This is a genomic window from Pelagimonas sp. (assembly GCF_050633425.1).
Lineage (GTDB): Bacteria > Pseudomonadota > Alphaproteobacteria > Rhodobacterales > Rhodobacteraceae > Pelagimonas.
In genome coordinates this window covers 249,948-270,025 of record NZ_JBOEGM010000004.1, presented here as the reverse complement: position 1 = coordinate 270,025, position 20,078 = coordinate 249,948, and the positions used below count along the sequence as shown (strand labels likewise).

20 protein-coding genes are annotated in these 20,078 nt (G+C 54.0%); 9 read left to right on the top strand and 11 right to left on the bottom strand.

Annotated elements, in window-relative coordinates; all coding sequences use genetic code 11:
• Positions 1-40 precede the first annotated feature (40 nt).
• Positions 41-475, top strand: coding sequence for an NUDIX hydrolase (locus tag ACRBB0_RS03225; protein WP_431372955.1), 435 nt, complete (start codon positions 41-43; stop codon positions 473-475).
• Here the strand turns inward: ACRBB0_RS03225 and ACRBB0_RS03220 are convergent.
• A complete protein-coding gene (locus ACRBB0_RS03220; RefSeq protein WP_431372954.1) occupies positions 472-1,761 on the bottom strand; it encodes a PP2C family protein-serine/threonine phosphatase in 1,290 nt (429 codons plus the stop codon). The genes ACRBB0_RS03225 and ACRBB0_RS03220 overlap by 4 nt on opposite strands.
• A gap of 150 nt (positions 1,762-1,911) precedes the next feature.
• Here ACRBB0_RS03220 and ACRBB0_RS03215 point away from each other — a divergent pair, with 150 nt between their 5' ends.
• On the top strand, positions 1,912-2,247 hold the full coding sequence (locus ACRBB0_RS03215; protein WP_431372953.1) for an Hpt domain-containing protein: 336 nt from the start codon (positions 1,912-1,914) through the stop codon (positions 2,245-2,247).
• Positions 2,248-2,292: 45 nt separating this feature from the next.
• On the opposite strand, the gene ilvA is transcribed toward ACRBB0_RS03215, so the two are convergent.
• Positions 2,293-3,519, bottom strand: coding sequence for a threonine ammonia-lyase IlvA (gene ilvA / locus ACRBB0_RS03210; protein ID WP_431372952.1), 1,227 nt, complete (start codon positions 3,517-3,519; stop codon positions 2,293-2,295).
• Between the two features lie 36 nt (positions 3,520-3,555).
• The gene (locus tag ACRBB0_RS03205) at positions 3,556-4,320 is read right to left on the bottom strand and encodes a hypothetical protein (RefSeq protein WP_431372951.1); all 765 of its coding nucleotides are present in this window, start codon (positions 4,318-4,320) and stop codon (positions 3,556-3,558) included.
• Positions 4,321-4,446: 126 nt separating this feature from the next.
• Between ACRBB0_RS03205 and ACRBB0_RS03200 the strand changes: the two genes are divergently transcribed.
• Positions 4,447-5,673: an argininosuccinate synthase gene (locus ACRBB0_RS03200; protein ID WP_431372950.1), complete on the top strand. Its 1,227-nt coding sequence runs from the start codon at positions 4,447-4,449 to the stop codon at positions 5,671-5,673.
• 138 nt (positions 5,674-5,811) lie between these two features.
• The gene (locus tag ACRBB0_RS03195) at positions 5,812-6,096 is read left to right on the top strand and encodes an SCP2 sterol-binding domain-containing protein (RefSeq protein ID WP_431372949.1); all 285 of its coding nucleotides are present in this window, start codon (positions 5,812-5,814) and stop codon (positions 6,094-6,096) included.
• Here ACRBB0_RS03195 and ACRBB0_RS03190 read toward each other — a convergent pair.
• The 3 genes from ACRBB0_RS03190 to ACRBB0_RS03180 all read right to left on the bottom strand — a co-directional run bounded on the left by ACRBB0_RS03190 (position 6,038) and on the right by ACRBB0_RS03180 (position 8,171).
• On the bottom strand, positions 6,038-6,520 hold the full coding sequence (locus ACRBB0_RS03190; RefSeq protein WP_431372948.1) for a hypothetical protein: 483 nt from the start codon (positions 6,518-6,520) through the stop codon (positions 6,038-6,040). The two genes, ACRBB0_RS03195 and ACRBB0_RS03190, sit on opposite strands and share 59 nt — an antisense overlap.
• Before the next feature lie 62 nt (positions 6,521-6,582).
• Complete coding sequence (locus tag ACRBB0_RS03185) at positions 6,583-7,278, bottom strand: HAD family hydrolase (RefSeq protein ID WP_431372947.1); 696 nt, start codon at positions 7,276-7,278, stop codon at positions 6,583-6,585.
• Positions 7,275-8,171, bottom strand: coding sequence for a D-amino acid aminotransferase (locus tag ACRBB0_RS03180; RefSeq protein ID WP_431372946.1), 897 nt, complete (start codon positions 8,169-8,171; stop codon positions 7,275-7,277). Before ACRBB0_RS03180 ends, ACRBB0_RS03185 begins: the two co-directional genes overlap by 4 nt.
• 127 nt (positions 8,172-8,298) lie before the next feature.
• Between ACRBB0_RS03180 and msrA the strand changes: the two genes are divergently transcribed.
• Positions 8,299-8,949: a peptide-methionine (S)-S-oxide reductase MsrA gene (gene msrA / locus ACRBB0_RS03175; RefSeq protein WP_431372945.1), complete on the top strand. Its 651-nt coding sequence runs from the start codon at positions 8,299-8,301 to the stop codon at positions 8,947-8,949.
• Between the two features lie 16 nt (positions 8,950-8,965).
• Here msrA and ACRBB0_RS03170 read toward each other — a convergent pair whose 3' ends face one another.
• Both ACRBB0_RS03170 and ACRBB0_RS03165 read right to left on the bottom strand, forming a co-directional pair.
• Complete coding sequence (locus ACRBB0_RS03170) at positions 8,966-9,829, bottom strand: ribokinase (protein WP_431372944.1); 864 nt, start codon at positions 9,827-9,829, stop codon at positions 8,966-8,968.
• A 71-nt stretch (positions 9,830-9,900) separates the two neighbouring features.
• Entirely contained in the window at positions 9,901-12,156 is a 2,256-nt protein-coding gene (locus ACRBB0_RS03165) for an NADP-dependent malic enzyme (RefSeq protein WP_431372943.1), read from the bottom strand.
• A gap of 122 nt (positions 12,157-12,278) precedes the next feature.
• Between ACRBB0_RS03165 and mutS the strand changes: the two genes are divergently transcribed.
• The gene (gene mutS / locus ACRBB0_RS03160; RefSeq protein ID WP_431373228.1) at positions 12,279-14,906 is read left to right on the top strand and encodes a DNA mismatch repair protein MutS; all 2,628 of its coding nucleotides are present in this window, start codon (positions 12,279-12,281) and stop codon (positions 14,904-14,906) included.
• A gap of 34 nt (positions 14,907-14,940) precedes the next feature.
• On the opposite strand, the gene ACRBB0_RS03155 is transcribed toward mutS, so the two are convergent.
• Positions 14,941-15,501: a nucleotide exchange factor GrpE gene (locus ACRBB0_RS03155; protein WP_431372942.1), complete on the bottom strand. Its 561-nt coding sequence runs from the start codon at positions 15,499-15,501 to the stop codon at positions 14,941-14,943.
• Positions 15,502-15,510: 9 nt separating this feature from the next.
• Complete coding sequence (gene hrcA / locus ACRBB0_RS03150; RefSeq protein WP_431372941.1) at positions 15,511-16,575, bottom strand: heat-inducible transcriptional repressor HrcA; 1,065 nt, start codon at positions 16,573-16,575, stop codon at positions 15,511-15,513.
• Positions 16,576-16,678: 103 nt separating this feature from the next.
• Between hrcA and rph the strand changes: the two genes are divergently transcribed.
• From rph to hemW, 3 genes are read left to right on the top strand one after another with little or no spacing between them, the layout of a single operon-like run.
• Positions 16,679-17,392: a ribonuclease PH gene (gene rph / locus ACRBB0_RS03145; protein WP_431372940.1), complete on the top strand. Its 714-nt coding sequence runs from the start codon at positions 16,679-16,681 to the stop codon at positions 17,390-17,392.
• Entirely contained in the window at positions 17,389-18,000 is a 612-nt protein-coding gene (gene rdgB / locus ACRBB0_RS03140; RefSeq protein ID WP_431372939.1) for an RdgB/HAM1 family non-canonical purine NTP pyrophosphatase, read from the top strand. The genes rph and rdgB overlap by 4 nt, the downstream gene beginning before the upstream one ends.
• Positions 17,963-19,150 (top strand): radical SAM family heme chaperone HemW, encoded by a 1,188-nt coding sequence (gene hemW, locus ACRBB0_RS03135; RefSeq protein WP_431372938.1) that lies wholly within the window; start codon positions 17,963-17,965, stop codon positions 19,148-19,150. The genes rdgB and hemW overlap by 38 nt, the downstream gene beginning before the upstream one ends.
• A gap of 17 nt (positions 19,151-19,167) precedes the next feature.
• Here hemW and ACRBB0_RS03130 read toward each other — a convergent pair whose 3' ends face one another.
• Complete coding sequence (locus tag ACRBB0_RS03130; RefSeq protein ID WP_431372937.1) at positions 19,168-20,064, bottom strand: ParB/RepB/Spo0J family partition protein; 897 nt, start codon at positions 20,062-20,064, stop codon at positions 19,168-19,170.
• Positions 20,065-20,078: the final 14 nt, after the last annotated feature.

Sequence of the window (20,078 nt, the reverse complement as noted above, 5' to 3'; positions counted from 1 at the left end):
CCATATAGGGTCGATCAAGCCAAACGCAAAGGGGCAAGTCATGATGATGCGCTTTGGAACACCTCCTGAGGCGGGTAGACAGTACAAAATGCGCCCCGGAGCCTATGCGATTTTACCACGATCCGGGCAGCTTTTGCTGACCGAACAAGCCCCTGGGCCTGAAATTCAATTACCTGGCGGCGGTATAGATCCAGGTGAGCACCCGATTGCAGCCCTACACCGCGAAGTCTTTGAAGAAACGGGGTGGCGTATTGGTCGCATAACCCGTTTGGGGGCATACCGCCGTTTCACATATATGCCAGAGTATGATCTGTGGGCGGAAAAGCTGTGTCACATTTATTGCGCAGCCCCGGTTTTTCAGTTGGCCAGCCCGCCAGAACCCGATCACAGAGCCCTTTGGCTCCCCATTGAACAGGCCGTCGAAAAGTTGGAAAACACTGGCGATGCGGCTTTTGTGCAAAAGTACTGCAGTTAAGTTTTATCCTCAGATCGTTGCTTCAGAATGTCAAATTCCAACAAGGCTGCGGACACATCATCACCCAACTTAGACGAATCTTCCATTTCGGCGGTCAGCCTCCAAAACATGTCTTCAATGAGATCTGGACCTTGGCCGCATTTCGCGGCTTCTTTGAAAATACGCGCCAAGCCTTCTTCGCCAAGCATTTCGCCGTTTTTCATGACTGCTTCGGTGAATCCATCCGAATACAGCAACAGCATATCGCCTGTGTATAATTGAAACTCATGCTGATCATATTCGACATGATCAACGAGACCGATTGGCAAGCCACCATCACCGAAAAATTCGACATCACCGTTGGCACGCAATACCATCGGAGGAGAATGTCCAGCTTGAACCATTCGGACCCGGCCAGTCTGAAGATCGGTGGCGATATACGCCATGGTCAAATATTCTTCGACACCCGGATCAGCGACAAGACGTTGATTGAGAAGGCACGCTGTTTCAGCAGGTTCACGCATCGCGTAAAACCGATCAAATCGCTTTTCCAAGGCAACGTTTTGGTCAGGAAAATTACTACTCAAATATCCAGCGACCCGTGCAGTCACCATGGCCGAGGTAATCCCATGCCCGGAAACATCAATGTTGTACAAACCCAAACGATCGTAGCCGGGTCGAAACATGCCCACAAGATCACCGCCAACATGGCCGCAGGGCCGCAAAAGCAAACTCACCCGCGAGGTGGCGATTTCGCATACGCGCTCAGGTACCAATGATTGCTGAATTGTACGGGCTTGGCGCAGGTCTTTATCGATCGCCTCATGAATTTCACGCAATTCGTCCAACGTTTCGGAGACCTGACGGTTTTTATCGGAAAGCTGGCGTTCCATCGACAAAACCCGAGCACCGGCATTGATCCGCGCGCGCAGTTCATGTGCGTTAACCGGTTTCGTTAGAAAATCATCAGCGCCAGCATCCAAACCTTCGGCAACATCGCCCTTCTCACTTTTCGAGGTTAACAGGATAAAGTAACCATAGCTCTCGCTTTGTAACTCTCGGAATCTACGGCATAATTCCAGACCGTCCATTTCCGGCATCATCCAATCTGACAATACCAAATCTGGCTTTTCCTTGGCGCAAATCTCTAATGCTTCGGCACCGGAGTCTGCGGACAACACTTCAAACCCCATGCGGCCAAGCATTGCCGTCATGATCCGCAATTGCAGTCGGCTGTCATCAACGATCAGCACAACGCGAACGGCACCCGTTTGCGTGGCTTGAGAGTTGACTGGGTCAGGTTGCACAGCGATTCCTTTGCGCAGGGTTTGGCATCAACATCGTCCTATCGGCAGACCCTTAACGGCAACTGAAACTTAAAATGCAACTCAATGCATTTGTATCAGAAACGTCTTGTTCACTTTCTGACCGGTATTTTCCCGTTAGGAGGTGTCCATATGATCGATTGGTCACGCATTAATGAGCTGGTTGAAGAAATAGGAGCCGAGGATTTTGGCGAAGTGGTCGAGTTGTTTCTTGATGAGGTTGAGGGCGCCATTTGCATCTTTGAACAAAGCGCATCCGACCCGGTTGTCGCTGAAGAACAAATGCACTTCTTGAAAGGTGCGGCATTGAACCTTGGGTTCGAAAGCTTGGCGCAGCTATGTTTGAAAGGCGAAAAAGCCGCGTCGACTGGCCGCCCCGAAGTTGTCAGCCCTGCCGAGGTACGCGAAACGTTTGAAACGTCTCGCGTTCAATTTCAAGAAGACCTGCCAAACCGCCTTGCTGCCTAGGGTCGGCGACGTCAGTCTTGGCACGCAACACCCTGTTTTAGTGCCTCAAATGACGAACTGAGCCAAGATTTCATCCTCCGTGATGTCTTGGTAGGTGAAGCCATTTGCATCTAGCTTTTCAAACAACCGGGTAAATTGCTCGGGCTCGCTTGTTTCAATTCCGATCAATACCGATCCAAAATTCCTCGCCGATTTCTTCAAATATTCGAAACGGGCAATATCGTCATCTGGCCCGAGTAAGTTGAGAAAGTCTTTGAGGGCACCTGGACGCTGGGGCAAACGTAGAATGAAGTACTTTTTGATTCCTGAGTACCGCTGCGCTCGTTCTTTGACTTCAGGCAGCCGTTCAAAATCAAAATTGCCGCCTGAGGCCACGCAAACAATTGTGCGTCCGCGGATCGCCTGACCGAGATCTTTTAAGGCATCAATCGACAAGGCACCGGCTGGCTCAAGGACGATGCCTTCGACATTGAGCATTTCAATCATCGTCGTACAAAGCCGGTCCTCTGGAATGGTCAAACTATTAGCCAAACCGACTCCTTTTAGGGTCGTAAATGTCTTTTCACCGATTTTGGCAACCGCCGCGCCGTCAGCGAATGTATCGACACGCGGCAGAGAAACCGGCTTCCCGGCCTGCAACGCCGCCCGCAAACACGCCCCGCCCACCGGCTCTACAAAGGTGTAATGCGTATCATTGCCAAAATAGGACAATACGCCGGAGCTTAACCCACCGCCGCCAACCGGGATAACCATATGATCCGGAATGGAGCCGAGTTGTTGTTCGATTTCGACCGCAACACTGGCCTGACCTTCAATGACATCAAGATCATCAAAGGGTGATAAGAAATGGCCCCCTTCGGTGTCGCAAAAGGCCTGCGCTGCCGCAAGACAATCATCGAAATAGTCGCCAACCAAGCGAATTTCGACACTATTTCCGCCAAACATCCCGGTTTTTTGAATTTTCTGCTGGGGGGTTGTTACTGGCATGAAGATCACGCCTCGCACCCCAAAATGGCGACACATATAAGCGACACCCTGCGCATGATTGCCCGCGCTCGCACAAACAAAGAGACCCTTGTCCTGCTGCTTGCGCATCGCATTCAGAGCCCCACGCAATTTGTAACTGCGCACCGGGCTCAGATCTTCGCGCTTGAGCCAGACATCTGCCTCAAAACGCTGAGACAGATGATCGTTTCGCAACAACGGCGTTTCGGGAAACACATCACGCATTGCGACGGTAGCTTGGCGGGCTTTGTCTTGGAAATCACTCATTCTTGATGAGTGACCCAGACGCAGCCCGCTTGCAAGTCAGTCCAACGGACGACCTTCGATATAATGCCCGTAAAACGTGGTCAAAACGGACACATTCACCAAAGCAAGCGCCAGACTGATTGGAATCGAAACAAGGCCACCCAAAATCGGGCTAACCGCAGAGAGTGCAACAATCACCAACTGCAACAAAATGTTGGCCCCAAACGACACCAGCAACAGCACAAAAATATCACCATTCGCGCCTTTGGTTGCTTCGAAAGCTTGGCCAATTTTGATCGGCTTGCCCACTGCGCCAGCAGGCAGAATGGCTATCACGCGGTACATCAAGATCGCCAGAAACAGGTAGGCCACTACAAATGCAATAATGCCCAAGGCAGGCAGTGCTTGCATCAAAAAGCTAGCGACTAAACCAACAGGGATCATCATACACATGGCCAACAGCACCAAAAGGATGATCCGACCCAAATAGCCCAAAACATGGCCGAACCGCAGCGGCGGCACCCAACCAACAGGAAACTCTTCAAGTAAAACAAAGCGATGCCAGTTTACTACAATCCAAAGCATACAGAGCATGGCCATCAGCCAGACCACGACAATTCCGGTAAAAAACTGTGGTTGGGCAAAAACATTTTCCATGTCCTGTGGGTTTACGCCGCTAAGCAATTCCCACGCCGTGGAGCGCAAAACAATAAAACCGGTTGCGATGACAAGCAGAACCGGCAGCAAGCCGATTTTGATCGCCTCTTGCCAGTTTCTAAGAACCATACCAAATGCATGTTTAAAAATTAACCAACCCTTCATAGCACCCTCACTCCATTAATTAACTAACCTTTGGCTACCATGCCGCGCCATTGTGTCAAGCTGGCAGCCTTGCCCCTTGGGGCAAAACCGGATAACCCGCGCTAAATCCCATGTAAGGACAGTTCCATGACCGCGCCCAAGAAAGTTGTGCTGGCCTATTCCGGCGGCCTTGACACCTCGATCATCCTCAAATGGCTGCAGACCGAATATGGCTGCGAAGTTGTGACCTTTACCGCTGACCTCGGTCAGGGCGAAGAGCTTGAACCCGCCCGCGCCAAGGCCGAAATGCTCGGCATCAAGCCCGAGAACATCTATATCGAAGATGTGCGCGAAGAGTTTGTACGAGATTTTGTTTTCCCGATGTTCCGCGCCAATGCGGTTTACGAAGGCCTTTACCTTCTCGGGACATCCATCGCTCGCCCGCTGATTTCCAAGCGTCTGGTTGAGATCGCCGAAGAAACTGGTGCTGACGCAGTTGCCCACGGTGCAACCGGCAAGGGCAATGATCAGGTTCGGTTTGAACTGGCCGCCTATGCGTTGAACCCCGACATCAAATGCATCGCGCCATGGCGTGAATGGGACTTGAACTCGCGGACCTCGCTTTTGGATTTCGCTGAGAAAAACCAGATCCCAATCGCGAAAGACAAACGTGGCGAAGCGCCGTTTAGCGTGGACGCCAACCTGTTGCACACGTCTTCCGAAGGCAAAGTGCTGGAAGATCCTGCGGATCAGGCCCCTGAATATGTGTACCAGCGCACAGTGTCGCCTGAGGACGCACCCGACACACCCGAAATCATTGAGATCGGTTTTGAAAAAGGTGACGCAGTTAGCATCAATGGCGTTGCGATGTCGCCTGCAACAATCCTGACACAGCTGAACGACTATGGCCGCAAACATGGTATCGGTCGTCTCGATTTCGTTGAAAACCGTTTTGTTGGCATGAAATCGCGCGGCATCTACGAAACGCCGGGCGGTACAATCCTTCTGGAAGCGCATCGTGGTATCGAACAGATCACTCTGGATAGCGGCGCCGGTCACCTCAAGGACAGCTTGATGCCACGCTATGCTGAGCTGATCTACAACGGATTCTGGTATTCACCCGAGCGTGAAATGCTGCAGGCCGCCATTGATAAATCACAAGAACACGTGACTGGCACGGTGACCCTGAAGCTTTACAAAGGCTCAGCCTTCACCATTGCCCGCGCGTCTGAGCATTCGCTCTATTCCGAAGAGCATGTGACATTCGAAGACGATGCAGGTGCCTATGACCAAAAAGACGCCGCCGGCTTTATCCAGCTGAACGCGCTGCGTCTGAAGCTGTTGGCCGCACGGGATCGTCGCGTCAAAGGCTAATCCCTGACAAACGTGAAACAAAAGACGCCTCGGGTTTCGCATCCGGGGCGTTTTGCTTTTGGCCGCAGCGTCATACCCGACGTTAAGCTTGCCGAGGTGAAACTGTCCCCTTAGCGACATAGAAAAATGGGGAATAACATGCTGACCGATTTATTACCGCGCCTGCAACAAGGTCTGGAAACCAAGAGCTTTGAAGGATCGCTCAAGTTTGATTGTGGCGATGACGGGGTTATTGTTTTGGCGGACGGAACCGCGTCTGATCAGGAACGTGATACTGATTGTACGTTGAAACTATCCTCCGAGAACTTGATCAAGCTGCTGTCTGGCACGTTAAATCCGATGACTGCTGTTATGATGGGCAAGATCAAGGTTTCTGGGAATCCGGCAGTGGCGATGAAGCTGGCTGATCTTCTGAAGTCGTAACCGCCGCCTCTTGGTTGGGCCCCCTGCGGTCATCATCCAGCACGTGTTCGGCCAGCTTTTTGATACCAGGGTGATCACTTGGCGTTTTCAACGCCGCGGTAGGCGGTGCCACCGGCACATATCCCGACCCGCGAAACACAGGTGCAGCGGCCCGCGCCACGCCTGCGGCGTTCGGCACGTTGATGACACCCCGCGCAGCCAATCGCGTCATGAGACCGGAGGCTTCAGTCGCACCAATTTTGAGCGAGCTTTGCAGCATTTCGGCCGAGACATTGTTTTGAGCGCGGGCCATGGCCACCGCCCAAACGTATTTAGGGGATGACACAGGGATGACGGCCGGAGCGGCGGCGGCCAATCGTGGCAACGGTGTCAAAGCAGCGGCAGCGCCGCCAAGGGTGAGGCTGAGAAATTCACGACGTTTCATGCAGTCGATATGGGAATGGCGCCCCGTCTCAACATGGGGAAAAGCCCGTGGATTTTCCCGTATCAGAGCTTAACTGCTGATAAACGCTCATAAAAAGGCATCGCCTGTGCGCATAACTCCACTGCCTTGCCATTGAGGTCAGGCAACAGCCCTTCGGCCTTGGCGAAAGCGCTACTTTGATGAACCGCGCCATACCAATGTGTGGCCCAAACGCCGTCAAACGATCTTGGCCCGGCTTGCCACGACAACATAGCCGGGTCGAAACCCAATCCGATTTCATCGCAAAGCTTCATCAACATTCCCTTGGGATCACGTCGAATATCTGCACTGTCGATCACAGGGCCGGGGAAACGATCAAAAATCTCAACCTGTTGAGAAAACCCAATATCGTGCAAGGTCGGATTTTCGCGTTTGGCCGCATAAGACGCAATCACCCGCGCTGGATGGCGGATCAGGTGGATGTTGACGCATCCCTCGGCCCAATCCAACGGCATACCGTCCATGTGAATACCCATGTGCTTCATGTACCAATGGGTTTTACCGTCGGGGATTGGACCGGCACATTTTTCGCCAACAGAGGCCGGGTCAGCATCATGCGATGCAATAATATGATCACGCATCGGATGATCACGTCCGCTGCGTTTCAAATAAGCCGCATAAAACGGCTCATCCCAGGCTGCGAAATCGAGCCGATTGCCAAAAGCATACATCATCGCCGTCGACAGGTTGCGCGGCCCGCTCCACATCGCAATTTTCATGACAGAACGAGGTCTTTGTACAGTTGTCTCAGGCGCAAAGTGATGGGGCCTGCGGTGCCCGACCCAATTTGGCGGCCATCAATCTCGCTGACAGGGGTTTGCGCGCCAAAAGTGCCGGTCAAAAACGCTTCGTCGGCGCCGTATGTGTCGACCAAACTAAAGTTGCGCTCATAAACCGGGATGTCATTGGCGCGGCACAGATCAATGACCTTTTGCCGTGTGATCCCATTCATGCAGTAATCGCCGGTCGATGTCCAAACCGCACCTTTGCGGACGATAAAGAAATTGCAGGCGTTGGTCGTGTTCACAAACCCATGTATGTCGAGCATCAGGGCTTCGTCCGCGCCGGCCTTTTCGGCGGCGATACAGGCCAAAATGCAGTTCAATTTGGAATGTGAATTGAGTTTTGGGTCTTGGGTCATTGGTAAACCGCGAATGTGCGGAACGGTTGCCAAACGCAATGGGCGTGGGATCGACGGGCGCGAATGCTCCATGATGATCACCACGGTTGGCCCCTGCTGACTAAGCGATGGATGTTGAAACGGCCGGGTTTTGACGCCACGCGTCACCATCAAACGGGCATGTGCATCGGTTGTCATACCGTTCGCAGTGCGGGTTTGCTCGAGCGCCGCGACCACGCCAGTACGATCAAGCTCAATGTCGATATCAATCGCCTTGGCGGCTTCGAACAGACGATCCATGTGTTCGTCAAGAAAAGCCCAGCGCCCATCATAGAGCCGCAACCCCTCCCAGACACCATCGCCCAGCATAAAGCCGGAATCAAATACGTTTACGGTTGCCTCGGCCCGCGGTTTCAGTTCGCCATTCACCCAGATTTGGATGGTGTCGTTGCGCGCATCTTCCTGCGCCTGATGTGTTGATACGTCTGTCATTGCGCCACCCTATCCGTTGCCTTGCCCTATGCAAGCCTCACAAAGGCTCACCACTTGGTGAGATCACATGACAGTCCATTGTTTGGTAACGCACATTTGGGCAGGGTGTCGACAAAAGGAGATACCGATGCGTTTTTTGACCTCTGCCCGCCCTCTTGCCCTGATGACATTGATGAGCTTGGGGTTTGCAGTCCAAGCTGACCGCGCGCTTGCTGATGAAATCGTTGTGGCGGGGGGCTGTTTCTGGTGCGTTGAATCTGACTTTGAGTCAGTGAAAGGCGTCAGAAGTGCTGTGTCTGGCTATACTGGGGGTCATCTCGCGAACCCGACCTACAAAAAGGTTACACGCGGCGGCACAGGTCACTACGAAGCGGTTCGGATCAAATTCAACGCCTCGCAGGTATCCCAGCGCAAATTGTATGACTTGTTCTTTCGTTCAATTGATCCGACGGATGTTGGCGGCCAATTCTGCGATCGCGGAGAAAGCTATAGATCTGCGATTTTCGTCTCTAATCCCGCCCAAAAAGCCGATGCTGAGGCTGCCAAGGCTGACGCGTCCAAGGCGCTTGGCCGCACGATTGTGACGCCAATCCTTCCGGCTGGTAAGTTTTACGAGGCCGAAGGATATCATCAGGATTATTATAAGGGGTCCAAACGCGTTCTGACCCGGTTTGGCCCTATCAAACAAAAGGATGCCTACAAAAAGTACCGCGATGCTTGTGGGCGTGACCAACGTGTCAAAGAGCTTTGGGGATCAGCGGCACCTTTTGCGCATTAGTAGGCTCTAATCCAGCCTAAAACGCCTCTTGAACTTCTTGGAGCGTCGGAATGACGTCCGCCGTTCCAAGCCTTGTCACCATCAAAGCACCTGCCCGACCTGCCAGGTCAATCGCCGCATCCATTTGCATTCCTTGATCAATCGCCGCGACAAGAAAGCCGGTAAATGTGTCACCTGCACCGGTTGTATCAACGGGTTTGACAGGAACGGCAGCGAATTCTTTGACCCCGCCACTGGAATGCCAGCGACATCCGCGCGCGCCCAGAGTAACGACGATATCCCCAACTGGAATGTCTGAAATCGAATTGCCAGTCGCAGCCTGAAGCTGCTCGGCTTCGACCTCATTGAGAACCAATAAATCCAAAGCGCCAAGCAACGGTACAACCGCGGCAGCCTCAAACGGGGCAGCGGCATGGGCAATGCGCAGGCCACGTTCACGTGCTAGATCAACACCCAATGACAAAGCATTGGTTTCATTCTGGAAAAGAAAAGTGTCGTCGGAAGTAGCTGTTTGGAGAGCGTCTCGAATATGGGATTCAGACAGGGTGTGGTTGGCCCCCGGATGCAGGATAATGGAGTTTTCACCGGAATCATCAACCGCGATAATGGCGTGGCCGGTGGCGTCGCGTGACGTCGCGATGTGATCTGCAACAACGCCGTAGTCCACCAATCGCTGCAAAGCCCAGCGCCCATCATCGCCCACGGCCCCGATATGCGTACAAACGCCACCCGCACGGGTCACGGCGACTGACATATTTGCCCCTTTGCCGCCCAAGCCCTTTGAAAACCCGGTTGAGGCCAAGGTTTCACCCGGTCCCGGCAGATGCGGAACCCGGTAAACGAGATCAACGTTGATCGACCCAAGGTTAAATATCGTCATGCCAAAGCCCCTAGAAACGAGGGCACATGGTGGAAGAAACCGCCACCATGCGCAATGGCCTTGACCGATTGTCAGCCGACTTTACACGACGCCAACACTGCCATGTTCAAGATGTCATTGGCGGTCATGCTGGTCGAGCAAATCTGGATCGACTTATCCACACCTGCCAAGATTGGCCCGATCACGGTTGCCCCTGCCATCTCTTGCATGAGTTTGACAGAAATCGAGGCGGAATGCCGGGCGGGAACAACCAAGATATTTGCAGGCCCCGTCAGACGTTGAAACGGGTAAGCTTCTTGCGCTGTGGTATTTAGTGCCACATCGACGGTCATCTCACCTTCGTATTCAAAGTCGACCCCACGAGAATCAAGCACTCTTGGTGCCAGATGCATTTTCTCGGCGCGTTCTGAAACCGGGTATCCAAAGGTCGAAAAACTTACAAAAGCCACACGCGGTTCCAGCCCCAAGTGACGCGCAACGCCGGCGGCGCGCTCGGCAATGTTGGCCAGGTCGTTTTCATCCGGCCATTCATGGACTAGCGTATCGGCGATCATCACGATCCGACCTTTGTTCAACAGCGCCGTCACACCAGCCGCACCGTGCTGGGCATCAGCATCGAAAACGTGGTTGATTAACTCCATCACATGGGCCGATTTGCGGGTTGCGCCGGTGATCAAACCATCGCCGTGTCCATGTTCAAGCATGAGCGATGCAAACACATGCCGGTCGCGGGCGGCCATACGGTGCACATCCTGCCGGTCAAAACCTTTTCGCTGTAGGCGTTCATACAAAAAGTCTTTGTAGGCAGGCAGATGCGCGGTGTTTCTCGCGTTCACGACTTCCAGCTCACGCACGGCATCACCAAGGCCAGCCGCCTCAAGCTTTTCTTTGACATCAGTTTCACGGCCAACAACCAAGGCTTTGCCAAAGCCGGAACGCTGATACATCACAGCGGCCCGCAAGACACGCGGGTCATCGCCTTCGGCAAAGATCATCCGCGCCTGGGCCGTCTTGGCACGGGTGTTGATCGAGCGAAGGATCGACGCAGTCGGATCCATCCGCGATTTCAGCCCTTCTTCATAGGCTTCGATATCGATGATTGGGCGTCTCGCGACACCGGTTTCCATCCCAGCCTTGGCAACGGCGGGTGGAATGCGGTGAATTAGTCTCGGATCGAATGGGGTCGGGATAATATAATCACGGCCGAAAGTCAGATTTGTGCCATAGGCTAAAGCGACCTCATCGGGGACGTCCTCGCGGGCCAAATCCGCCAATGCTTGGGCGCAGGCGATCTTCATCTCGTCATTGATGGCACGCGCGTGAATGTCGAGAGCGCCACGGAATAGGTAAGGAAAGCCCAGTACGTTATTGACTTGGTTAGGATAATCGCTCCGACCAGTGGCAACGATCGCATCCATGCGGACCTCGTGCGCCTCTTCTGGCGTGATTTCCGGATCCGGGTTGGCCATCGCGAAAATCACCGGGTTGTCACCCATCGCCTTGACCATATCCTGCGTCACCGCCCCTTTGGCCGATACGCCAAGGAAAACGTCGGCACCAACCATCGCATCTTCGAGCGTGCGGTGCTCGGTTTTAACCGCATGGGCCGATTTCCATTGGTTCATACCATCGCTACGGCCCTGAAAAATCACACCTTTGGTGTCACACACGATGCAGTTTTCATGCCGCGCGCCCATGGATTTCAACAGCTCAATACAGGCAATACCTGCGGCCCCTGCCCCATTGAGCACGATTTTAACATCCTCGATCTTTTTGCCCGAGATTTTGAGCGCGTTGATCAGGCCAGCAGCACAAATAACAGCCGTGCCGTGCTGGTCGTCATGAAAGACGGGAATGTCCATTTCCTCTTTCAGACGCTGCTCGATGATAAAGCATTCGGGCGCTTTGATATCTTCGAGGTTGATACCGCCAAATGTCGGTCCCATCAGGCGGACCGCTTTGCAGAATTCATCCGGGTCTTCGGTGTCGAGTTCAATATCAATCGAATTGACGTCGGCAAAACGTTTGAAGAGCACAGATTTGCCCTCCATCACCGGCTTAGAGCCAAGCGCCCCAAGGTTGCCGAGGCCCAAAACGGCCGTCCCATTCGAGATAACAGCCACAAGGTTGCCCTTGTTTGTGTAATCATAGGCCGTTTCTGGGTTGGCGGCGATTTCTTCGCACGGTACGGCAACACCAGGACTATAGGCCAGCGACAGATCACGCTGTGTTGTCATGGGAACGGTGGCTTGCACCTCCCATTTGCCGGGGGCTGGATCGATATGAAACGCAAGCGCTTCTTCACGGGTAAACTTAGGTTTGGACATGTCTTCCTACCGGTATCAATTTGCGGGTTTTACCCGGGACTCAGCCAGCTTAATGTCACGCCAGAACGACGAGGGAAAGTGCAGTGAGCGCTAACAAAGGAAATAAAAGTACCGTAACGCCCATGATGGCGCAATATTTGGAAATCAAGGCCGGATATCCTGACGCTTTGTTGTTCTATCGCATGGGTGATTTTTACGAACTGTTCTTTGACGACGCAGTTGCCGCCGCAGAAGCGCTAGATATCGCGCTGACCAAACGGGGGAAACACAACGGCGAAGAGATACCAATGTGTGGCGTCCCGCACCATGCGGCAGAAGGGTATTTCCTGACGCTGATCCGCAAAGGTTTTCGCGTCGCTGTTGGCGAACAGATGGAAAAGCCCGAAGAGGCCAAAAAGCGCGGGGCCAAATCGGTCGTTCGGCGTGAAGTTGTGCGCCTTGTCACGCCCGGCACGTTGACAGAAGACAACCTTCTAGACGCCCGCCGCCACAACTTTTTGGCCGCTTTGGGCAGAGTTAGAGACGAATGGGCGCTGTCTTGGTCTGATATTTCGACAGGAGCGTTTCACGTGATGCCTGTTGGACAATCGCGCATTGGTGCCGAGCTGGCCCGCCTTGCCCCGTCAGAACTGCTCACCTCGGAAACTGTTGACGAAGACTTGCGCGACGTTCTGAATGATCTTGGTGTCGAAGTCACAGTATTGGGCAACGCATCGTTTGATAGTTCCGCTGCGCAGACCCGATTGTGCGATGTGTTCAATGTAAAGACATTGGCGGGATTCGGCACGTTTACGCGTGCAGAGCTAAGCGCCATGGGTGCCTTGGCCGACTACCTCGACATCACTCAAAAAGGCAAAATGCCAATGCTGCGTCCGCCGCGGCAGGAAATGGTGACCCGTCTGATGTCGATCGACGCCGCCACGCGCCGCAATCTGGAACTGACACGCAGTATGAACGGCGGGCGCGCCGGGTCGCTTTTGTCTGTGGTGGATATGACGGTTACCGCTGCGGGCGCGCGTTTGCTGGAACGGCGCCTGTCATCGCCGAGCCGTGAGCTTGAGGTGATCCAGAATCGGCTTGATTCCGTGCGGTGGGGAATCGAATCCACGTCGGCGGAAGTGGTCCGAAGCGCATTGCGGCAAGTCCCGGATTTGGACCGCGCCTTGTCACGTCTGGCTTTGGATCGCGGCGGGCCGCGTGACCTTGCCAATATCCGAAACGGGATTACGCAGGCCGAGGCAATTGCACAGGATCTTGGCGACCTTGATCTTCCCCCGCTTTTGGCGTCATCGCTCAAATCCTTGCGTGGACAAGAGGCAATTCTAACCCAGCTGGATGAGGCGCTGATCGCTGAGCCGCCATTGTTGGCACGCGATGGTGGGTTTATCGCCGCCGGGTTTGATGAGCAGCTCGATAAAGAGCGCGAGTTGCGTGATAAAGGGCGTGGTGTGATCGCAGGGCTTCAGGCAAAATACGCCGAAGAAAGCGCCATCACCTCTCTCAAAATCAAACATAACAATGTGCTTGGCTATTTTGTCGAAACGACGGCACTTCATGCGGAAAAGATGCTGAACCCGCCATTGTCGGACATGTTCATTCACCGCCAAACCACCGCAAATCAAGTACGCTTCACCACCCTTGAGCTCTCTGAATTGGAAACCCGTATTCTGAACGCCGGTGCCGAAGCTCTTGCGATTGAAAAAAGGCTCTATGAAGGGCTAAGAGCCGCTGTTTTGGATCACGCTGCCGAACTTTCAGAACTGTCCCTGGCATTGGCCGAGTATGATTGTTCGCTGGGATTGGCCGAATTGGCACGGCAACGTGATTGGTGCATGCCCAAGGTCGATAACAGCCGGGCGTTCCAAATCGAAGGCGGGCGCCACCCAGTTGTCGAGGCGGCTTTGAAATCATCTGGCGACGTCTTTATCGCCAACGATTGTGGATTGTCGGCGCAGGGAGACAGTGCCTCCGTGACGCTTCTGACGGGTCCTAACATGGCTGGTAAATCAACGTACCTTCGGCAAAACGCCTTGATTGCGCTGCTCGCGCAAATGGGTAGCTATGTCCCGGCGCGCACGGCCCATATCGGCGTGGTCAGCCAAGTGTTTTCACGGGTTGGGGCGAGCGATGATCTGGCTCGCGGTCGATCGACCTTCATGGTTGAAATGGTCGAAACAGCGGTGATTTTGAACCAAGCCGATGAGCGCGCCCTGGTTATTCTGGACGAAATCGGGCGCGGAACCGCAACCTATGACGGGTTGTCCATCGCATGGGCCACTCTTGAACATCTGCATGAGGTAAACCGCGTAAGGGGTTTGTTTGCCACGCATTATCACGAGATGACTGCCCTTGCGGGAAAACTCTCGGGCGTAAAAAACGCAACCGTCGCCGTCAAAGAATGGGAGGGCGAAGTTGTCTTCTTGCATGAAGTCCGCGAAGGTGCCGCAGATCGGTCTTATGGTGTGCAAGTGGCGCAATTGGCCGGCTTGCCTAAACCAGTCATCACAAGGGCCCGCGCGGTTTTGGACGCATTGGAGGCCGGAGAGCGAGATCGTACATCGCCCAAGGCTCTGATCGACGATCTGCCATTATTCGCCCTTGCGGCGGCACCAGAGCCTGTTCCCGCACAATCCGGCCCTTCGGAAATTGAAGACCGAGTCGCAAATTTGCTCCCGGATGAGATGACCCCACGCGAAGCGCTACAGGCGATTTACGATCTCAAAGCGCTACATAAAGAAAAGGCGGGGTAAATCCCCGCCCTTCCCCATTTGTTATGTGCGTGTATTAGCCAGCCATTGAGCTTACGCCGACCTGCGCCGGACGCAGCAAACGGTCATGCAACACGAAACCTTCGGCAGAAACCTGAATGATGTCACCAGCCGACGTGCCCGGCAAAGGCGCTTCGAACATGGCTTCATGCATCTGAGGATCAAAACGATCACCAACTTCGGGGGTGACGCGTTTAACGCCATGACGTTCAAAGACGCTTAGGAGTTCCTTGAGCGTCAATTCCACACCTTCAACCAATGCCGCCGATGCTTCGCCCTCGGCTTCTTTGGCTGCTGTCAAAGCGCGATTCAGGTTATCGTAAACCGGAATCAGATCACGGGCGATACGGGTGCCGCCAAACATGTTCGCTTCGCGGCGATCTTTGTCAGCCCGTTTGCGCGCATTATCCGCATCGGCCAGCGCGCGCATATAGCGATCTTTGTATTCATCCCGCTCAGCAACCACTTGCTCAACGGCCATGGCAACCTCGTCGATCTCTTCTGTCTCGAACGCGGTTTCTTGTGCTTCGGCCTCGTCAATATTGTCGAGGAAATCTTCGTTATTCTGATCAGCCATTCTCTACCTCTAACTCCGGTCGGTTATCAGCTTCCCAACCAGTTGCGCCGTGTAATCCACAATCGGAACAATGCGGCCATAGTTTAGGCGCGTTGGGCCGATCACGCCCACAGCGCCGATGATCTTTCGATCAGCGTTCATATAGGGAGACACCACCAAAGAGGAACCCGAAAGTGAGAAAAGTTTGTTCTCAGAGCCAATAAAAATGCGCACCCCCTCGCCCGCTTCGGTAAGTTCCAGAAATTCAGCAATATCTTGTTTACGTTCGAGGTCATCAAAGAGGGTTCGGATCAGGTCTAGCTCCTCATCCGCAGTATCTTCGCCCAAAAGATTCGACCGGCCACGCACAATCAACCTACCGGATTTGTCGTCCGGGCTTTCCCAAACTGCGATTCCTGATTCGACCAGCTGGGCCGCTAGCGTATCGAGTTCTTGGCGACGGGCTTTGATCTCAGAGGCCATGATTGTTCCAAGTTCGCTAAGCGTGCGCCCTTCGATCCATGAATTCACAAAATTCGCAGCTTCGCGCATCGAACTTGGGGTTTGGCCGGGCGGTGGCGTGAACAGCCGGTTTTCAACCTGACCATCCGCAAAAACGATCACAACCAAGGCCCGATCCTGCGCCAGGCTTACAAATTCGATATGTTTGAGCGGCGCCTCCTGTTTTGGGGTCAGCACCAGAGATGCTCCGTGGGTTACGCCAGACAGTGCCGCGCCGACCTGATCCAAGAGCCCCCCAACATCAGAGGCATTATTTCCAACTGTTGCATCTAGCTTTTGCCGATCCTGACTGTCTAAATCACGCACTTCCAACAAGCCGTCGACAAACATGCGAAGGCCCTGTTGCGTTGGAATACGTCCCGCAGACACATGGGGGCTGTCGAGCAGGCCCAGAAACTCAAGATCCTGCATCACATTGCGGATCGTCGCAGCGGACACTTTCTCGGACAAGGCCCGCGTCAGTGTTCGAGAACCAATCGGCCCACCCGTTTCCAGATAGGATTCGACGACAAGGCGAAATACCTCGCGCGAGCGATCATTCAATTCGGTCAAAACTTCTTTTGCTTCGCTCATTCAGGCCTCTTCCTTTGTCTGCATGGCGCCTGTGCCCTGATCAGGGTTGCGCGCAGGGTGGCTGCGCGTCTATCCCTGCCACAATCAAGCTTAGAGGATCACCATGAGACCGTCTGGAAGAGAATTAAACGAAATGCGCGCCGTTTCAATCGAAACGGACGTGACAAAACACGCCGAAGGGTCTTGCATGATCCGTATGGGCGACACGCATGTGCTTTGCACCGCGTCGCTCGAAGCGCGTGTACCGCCATTTATTAAGGGCTCAGGCCTTGGCTGGGTCACGGCGGAATACGGCATGTTGCCACGCTCCACTTCATCTCGCATGCGCCGCGAAGCGCAAGCGGGAAAGCAAGGTGGCCGCACGGTTGAAATCCAGCGCCTGATTGGCCGCTCGCTGCGCGCCGGTGTTGATCGTGTCGCCATGGGCGAACGTCAGATCACCGTCGACTGCGACGTTATCCAAGCAGATGGCGGCACGCGCTGCGCTTCGATCACAGGCGGTTGGGTCGCGTTGCGGTTGGCTGTGAACAAGCTGATGAAAGCCGGTGATATTGTGACCGATCCACTGATCTCGCCTGTTGCTGCGATCAGCTGTGGTATCTATGCGGGTCAACCGGTGCTGGACCTCGATTATCCTGAAGACAGCGAAGCAGGCGTCGACGGCAACTTTATTCTGCGTGGTGATGGCCAGTTGATTGAAATCCAAATGTCGGCCGAAGGCTCCACCTTTTCACGCGATCAAATGGGTCAGTTGATGGATCTCGCCGACAAAGGCGTTGCTGAGTTGATCGAACTGCAACAGGCAGCCGTGGCATGACACGCAAGTTTGAGGGCGACCGTCTGTTGGTCGCCACCCACAATCAGGGCAAACTCACAGAAATCACTGAGCTTCTGAAACCCTTTGGGGTTTCAGTTGTCGGTGCCGCCGAAATGAACCTGCCCGAGCCGATCGAAGACGGTACAACCTTTGTACAAAACGCCCGGATCAAGGCACATGCCGCCGCCAAGGCAACCGGACTTCCAGCCCTGTCCGATGACTCAGGCATTGAAATCGACGCTCTCGGAAAACAACCCGGCGTCTATACAGCCGACTGGGCCGAAACGGAAAACGGTCGTGATTTTATCATGGCAATGACCAAGAGCTACGACATGCTCGTTGCTGCTGATGCTCCGCAGCCATGGACCGCCCGGTTCTGTAGTACGCTCGTTCTGGCTTGGCCCGACGGAACCGATGAGGTTTTCGCCGGAACCATGGAGGGTCAAGTTGTTTGGCCAATGCGCGGCACGAACGGACACGGGTACGATCCGATCTTCCAACCCGAAGGCTATGATGTGACTTTCGCTGAAATGGCCTCCGAGAAAAAGAACGAAATCAGCCATCGCGCTGATGCGTTCCGCAAATTTGTGGCGGGATGCTTTGACTGAAGACTGGCAAGCTGGGGGGTTTGGGCTCTATGTGCATTGGCCATTTTGCGAGGCCAAATGCCCCTATTGCGACTTTAACAGCCACGTTGTTCAACACATTGATCAGACCCGCTGGGCCAAGGCTTTGGCATCTGAGGTTGACCGTGTTGGCGCGCTGACAAAGGGCCGCCTGCTCCGGTCGATCTTTTTTGGCGGCGGCACCCCGTCGCTTATGCTCCCTGAAACCGTGGCCACAATTTTGGAAGCCGCCCAGACCCATTGGACCTGGGCCAACGACATTGAAATCACCCTAGAAGCCAATCCGAATTCTGTAGAAGCCGACCGGTTTCGAGGGTTTGCCGACGCCGGAGTGAACCGCGTATCGCTAGGAATCCAATCCCTAAGAGATGACGACTTGCGTCGCCTAGGCCGCCTTCACAGCGCCGCCGAAGCCCGTCGGGCCTTTGACATTGCGCGCAACACGTTCTCACGGGTTAGTTTCGATCTGATTTACGCCCGGCAAAACCAAAGCTTGTCTGACTGGAAAATAGAGCTGTCCGAGGCCCTGGACATGGCTGGTGATCACATGTCTCTCTATCAGTTGACGGTTGAACACGGCACGGCATTTTGGGATCGGCAAAACGCCGGGAAATTGCGGGGGTTGCCCAGCGAAGACCTCGGCGCCGATATGTACGACCTGACCCAGGAACTCTGTTCTGCTGCAGGCATGCCCGCCTATGAAGTATCGAACCACGCCGCGCCCGGCTCTGAGTCTCGCCACAATCTGATTTATTGGAACTATGGAGACTACGCCGGAGTTGGACCTGGAGCGCATGGAAGATTGACGCTGGGCGGTCGTAAGTTCGCGAACTCAGCCTGGCTTCAACCTGGTGCTTGGTTAAAAGCTGTTGATAACGGATCTGGTGATGAAATATCAGGCGCGTTAACCGGCAAGGATACGGCCTCTGAATACCTTATGATGGGTTTTCGTGTAACTGATGGCATAGATATCGATAGACTACACAATATGTATGAATTCAGAGGGTTATCTTCCACTATTGAAAGACTAGATGAACTTGGTCTTGTGTGGCAATCCAACGGTCGGATCGGAGTTAGCCAACAAGGCCGGCTGGTCCTGAATTCTGTTATTGCAGAATTGCTCCCGGACTAGCCAGCCGTTCTATCCGGTTAGGCTTTACTCAGAACCGCACATAGCGCGTCGAGCTCTTCCAATGTGTCGTAAGCAATTGTCACCTTGCCGGATTCTCCCCCGGCCTTGTGATCAATCGAAACTTTCATTTTCAACACCGCTGACAAATCACCTTCAAGCGCTTTGGTATCCGCGTCTTTGGTGCTCCCGGTTTGTACTTGGCTGCCCCCCTTGGGCTTTGGAACCGTTACCGCACCCTTGGCCAGCTTTTCCGTTTCACGGACAGACAATCCTTTTGCCACAACAGTCTTCGCAAGCTCTTCCGGATTTGGTGCCGTGATCAAAGCCCGAGCATGCCCCGCACTTAGGGCATTGTTGGACACCATATCCTGTATCGAGTCAGGTAAATTCAAAAGACGCATTAGGTTGGCGATGTGGCTACGGCTTTTTCCCAAGGCTTCGGCAAGTTTCTCCTGCGTGTGGCCAAACTTGAACATGAGCTGTTTATAGCCAGCGGCCTCTTCGATCGCATTCAGATCTGCGCGCTGAATGTTTTCTATGATCGCAACTTCCAGGACTTCAACATCGTCAAAGTCCCGCACCAGAACGGGAATTTCGTGAAGTTGCGCCAACTGCGATGCTCTCCAGCGGCGTTCCCCTGCTACAATCTCATACTGTTGTGTGTCTCGTGGATTCGGACGGACGATCAGTGGCTGCAAGACCCCCTTGGTTCGGATCGAATTCGCCAGTTCTTCCAATTGAGCATCAGTAAAAACGCGCCGTGGCTGATCCGGGTTCGGAACAAGCTTTTCGATTGGAACAAACATCTCAGATCGAGTGTTATCTTTGGCACCACCATCATCAGGTGTCACGTCTGCCATCAATGCCGACAATCCACGACCAAGCCCGCGCCGCTGTTCTTTTTTCTGCACCATATTTTTTCCCATTC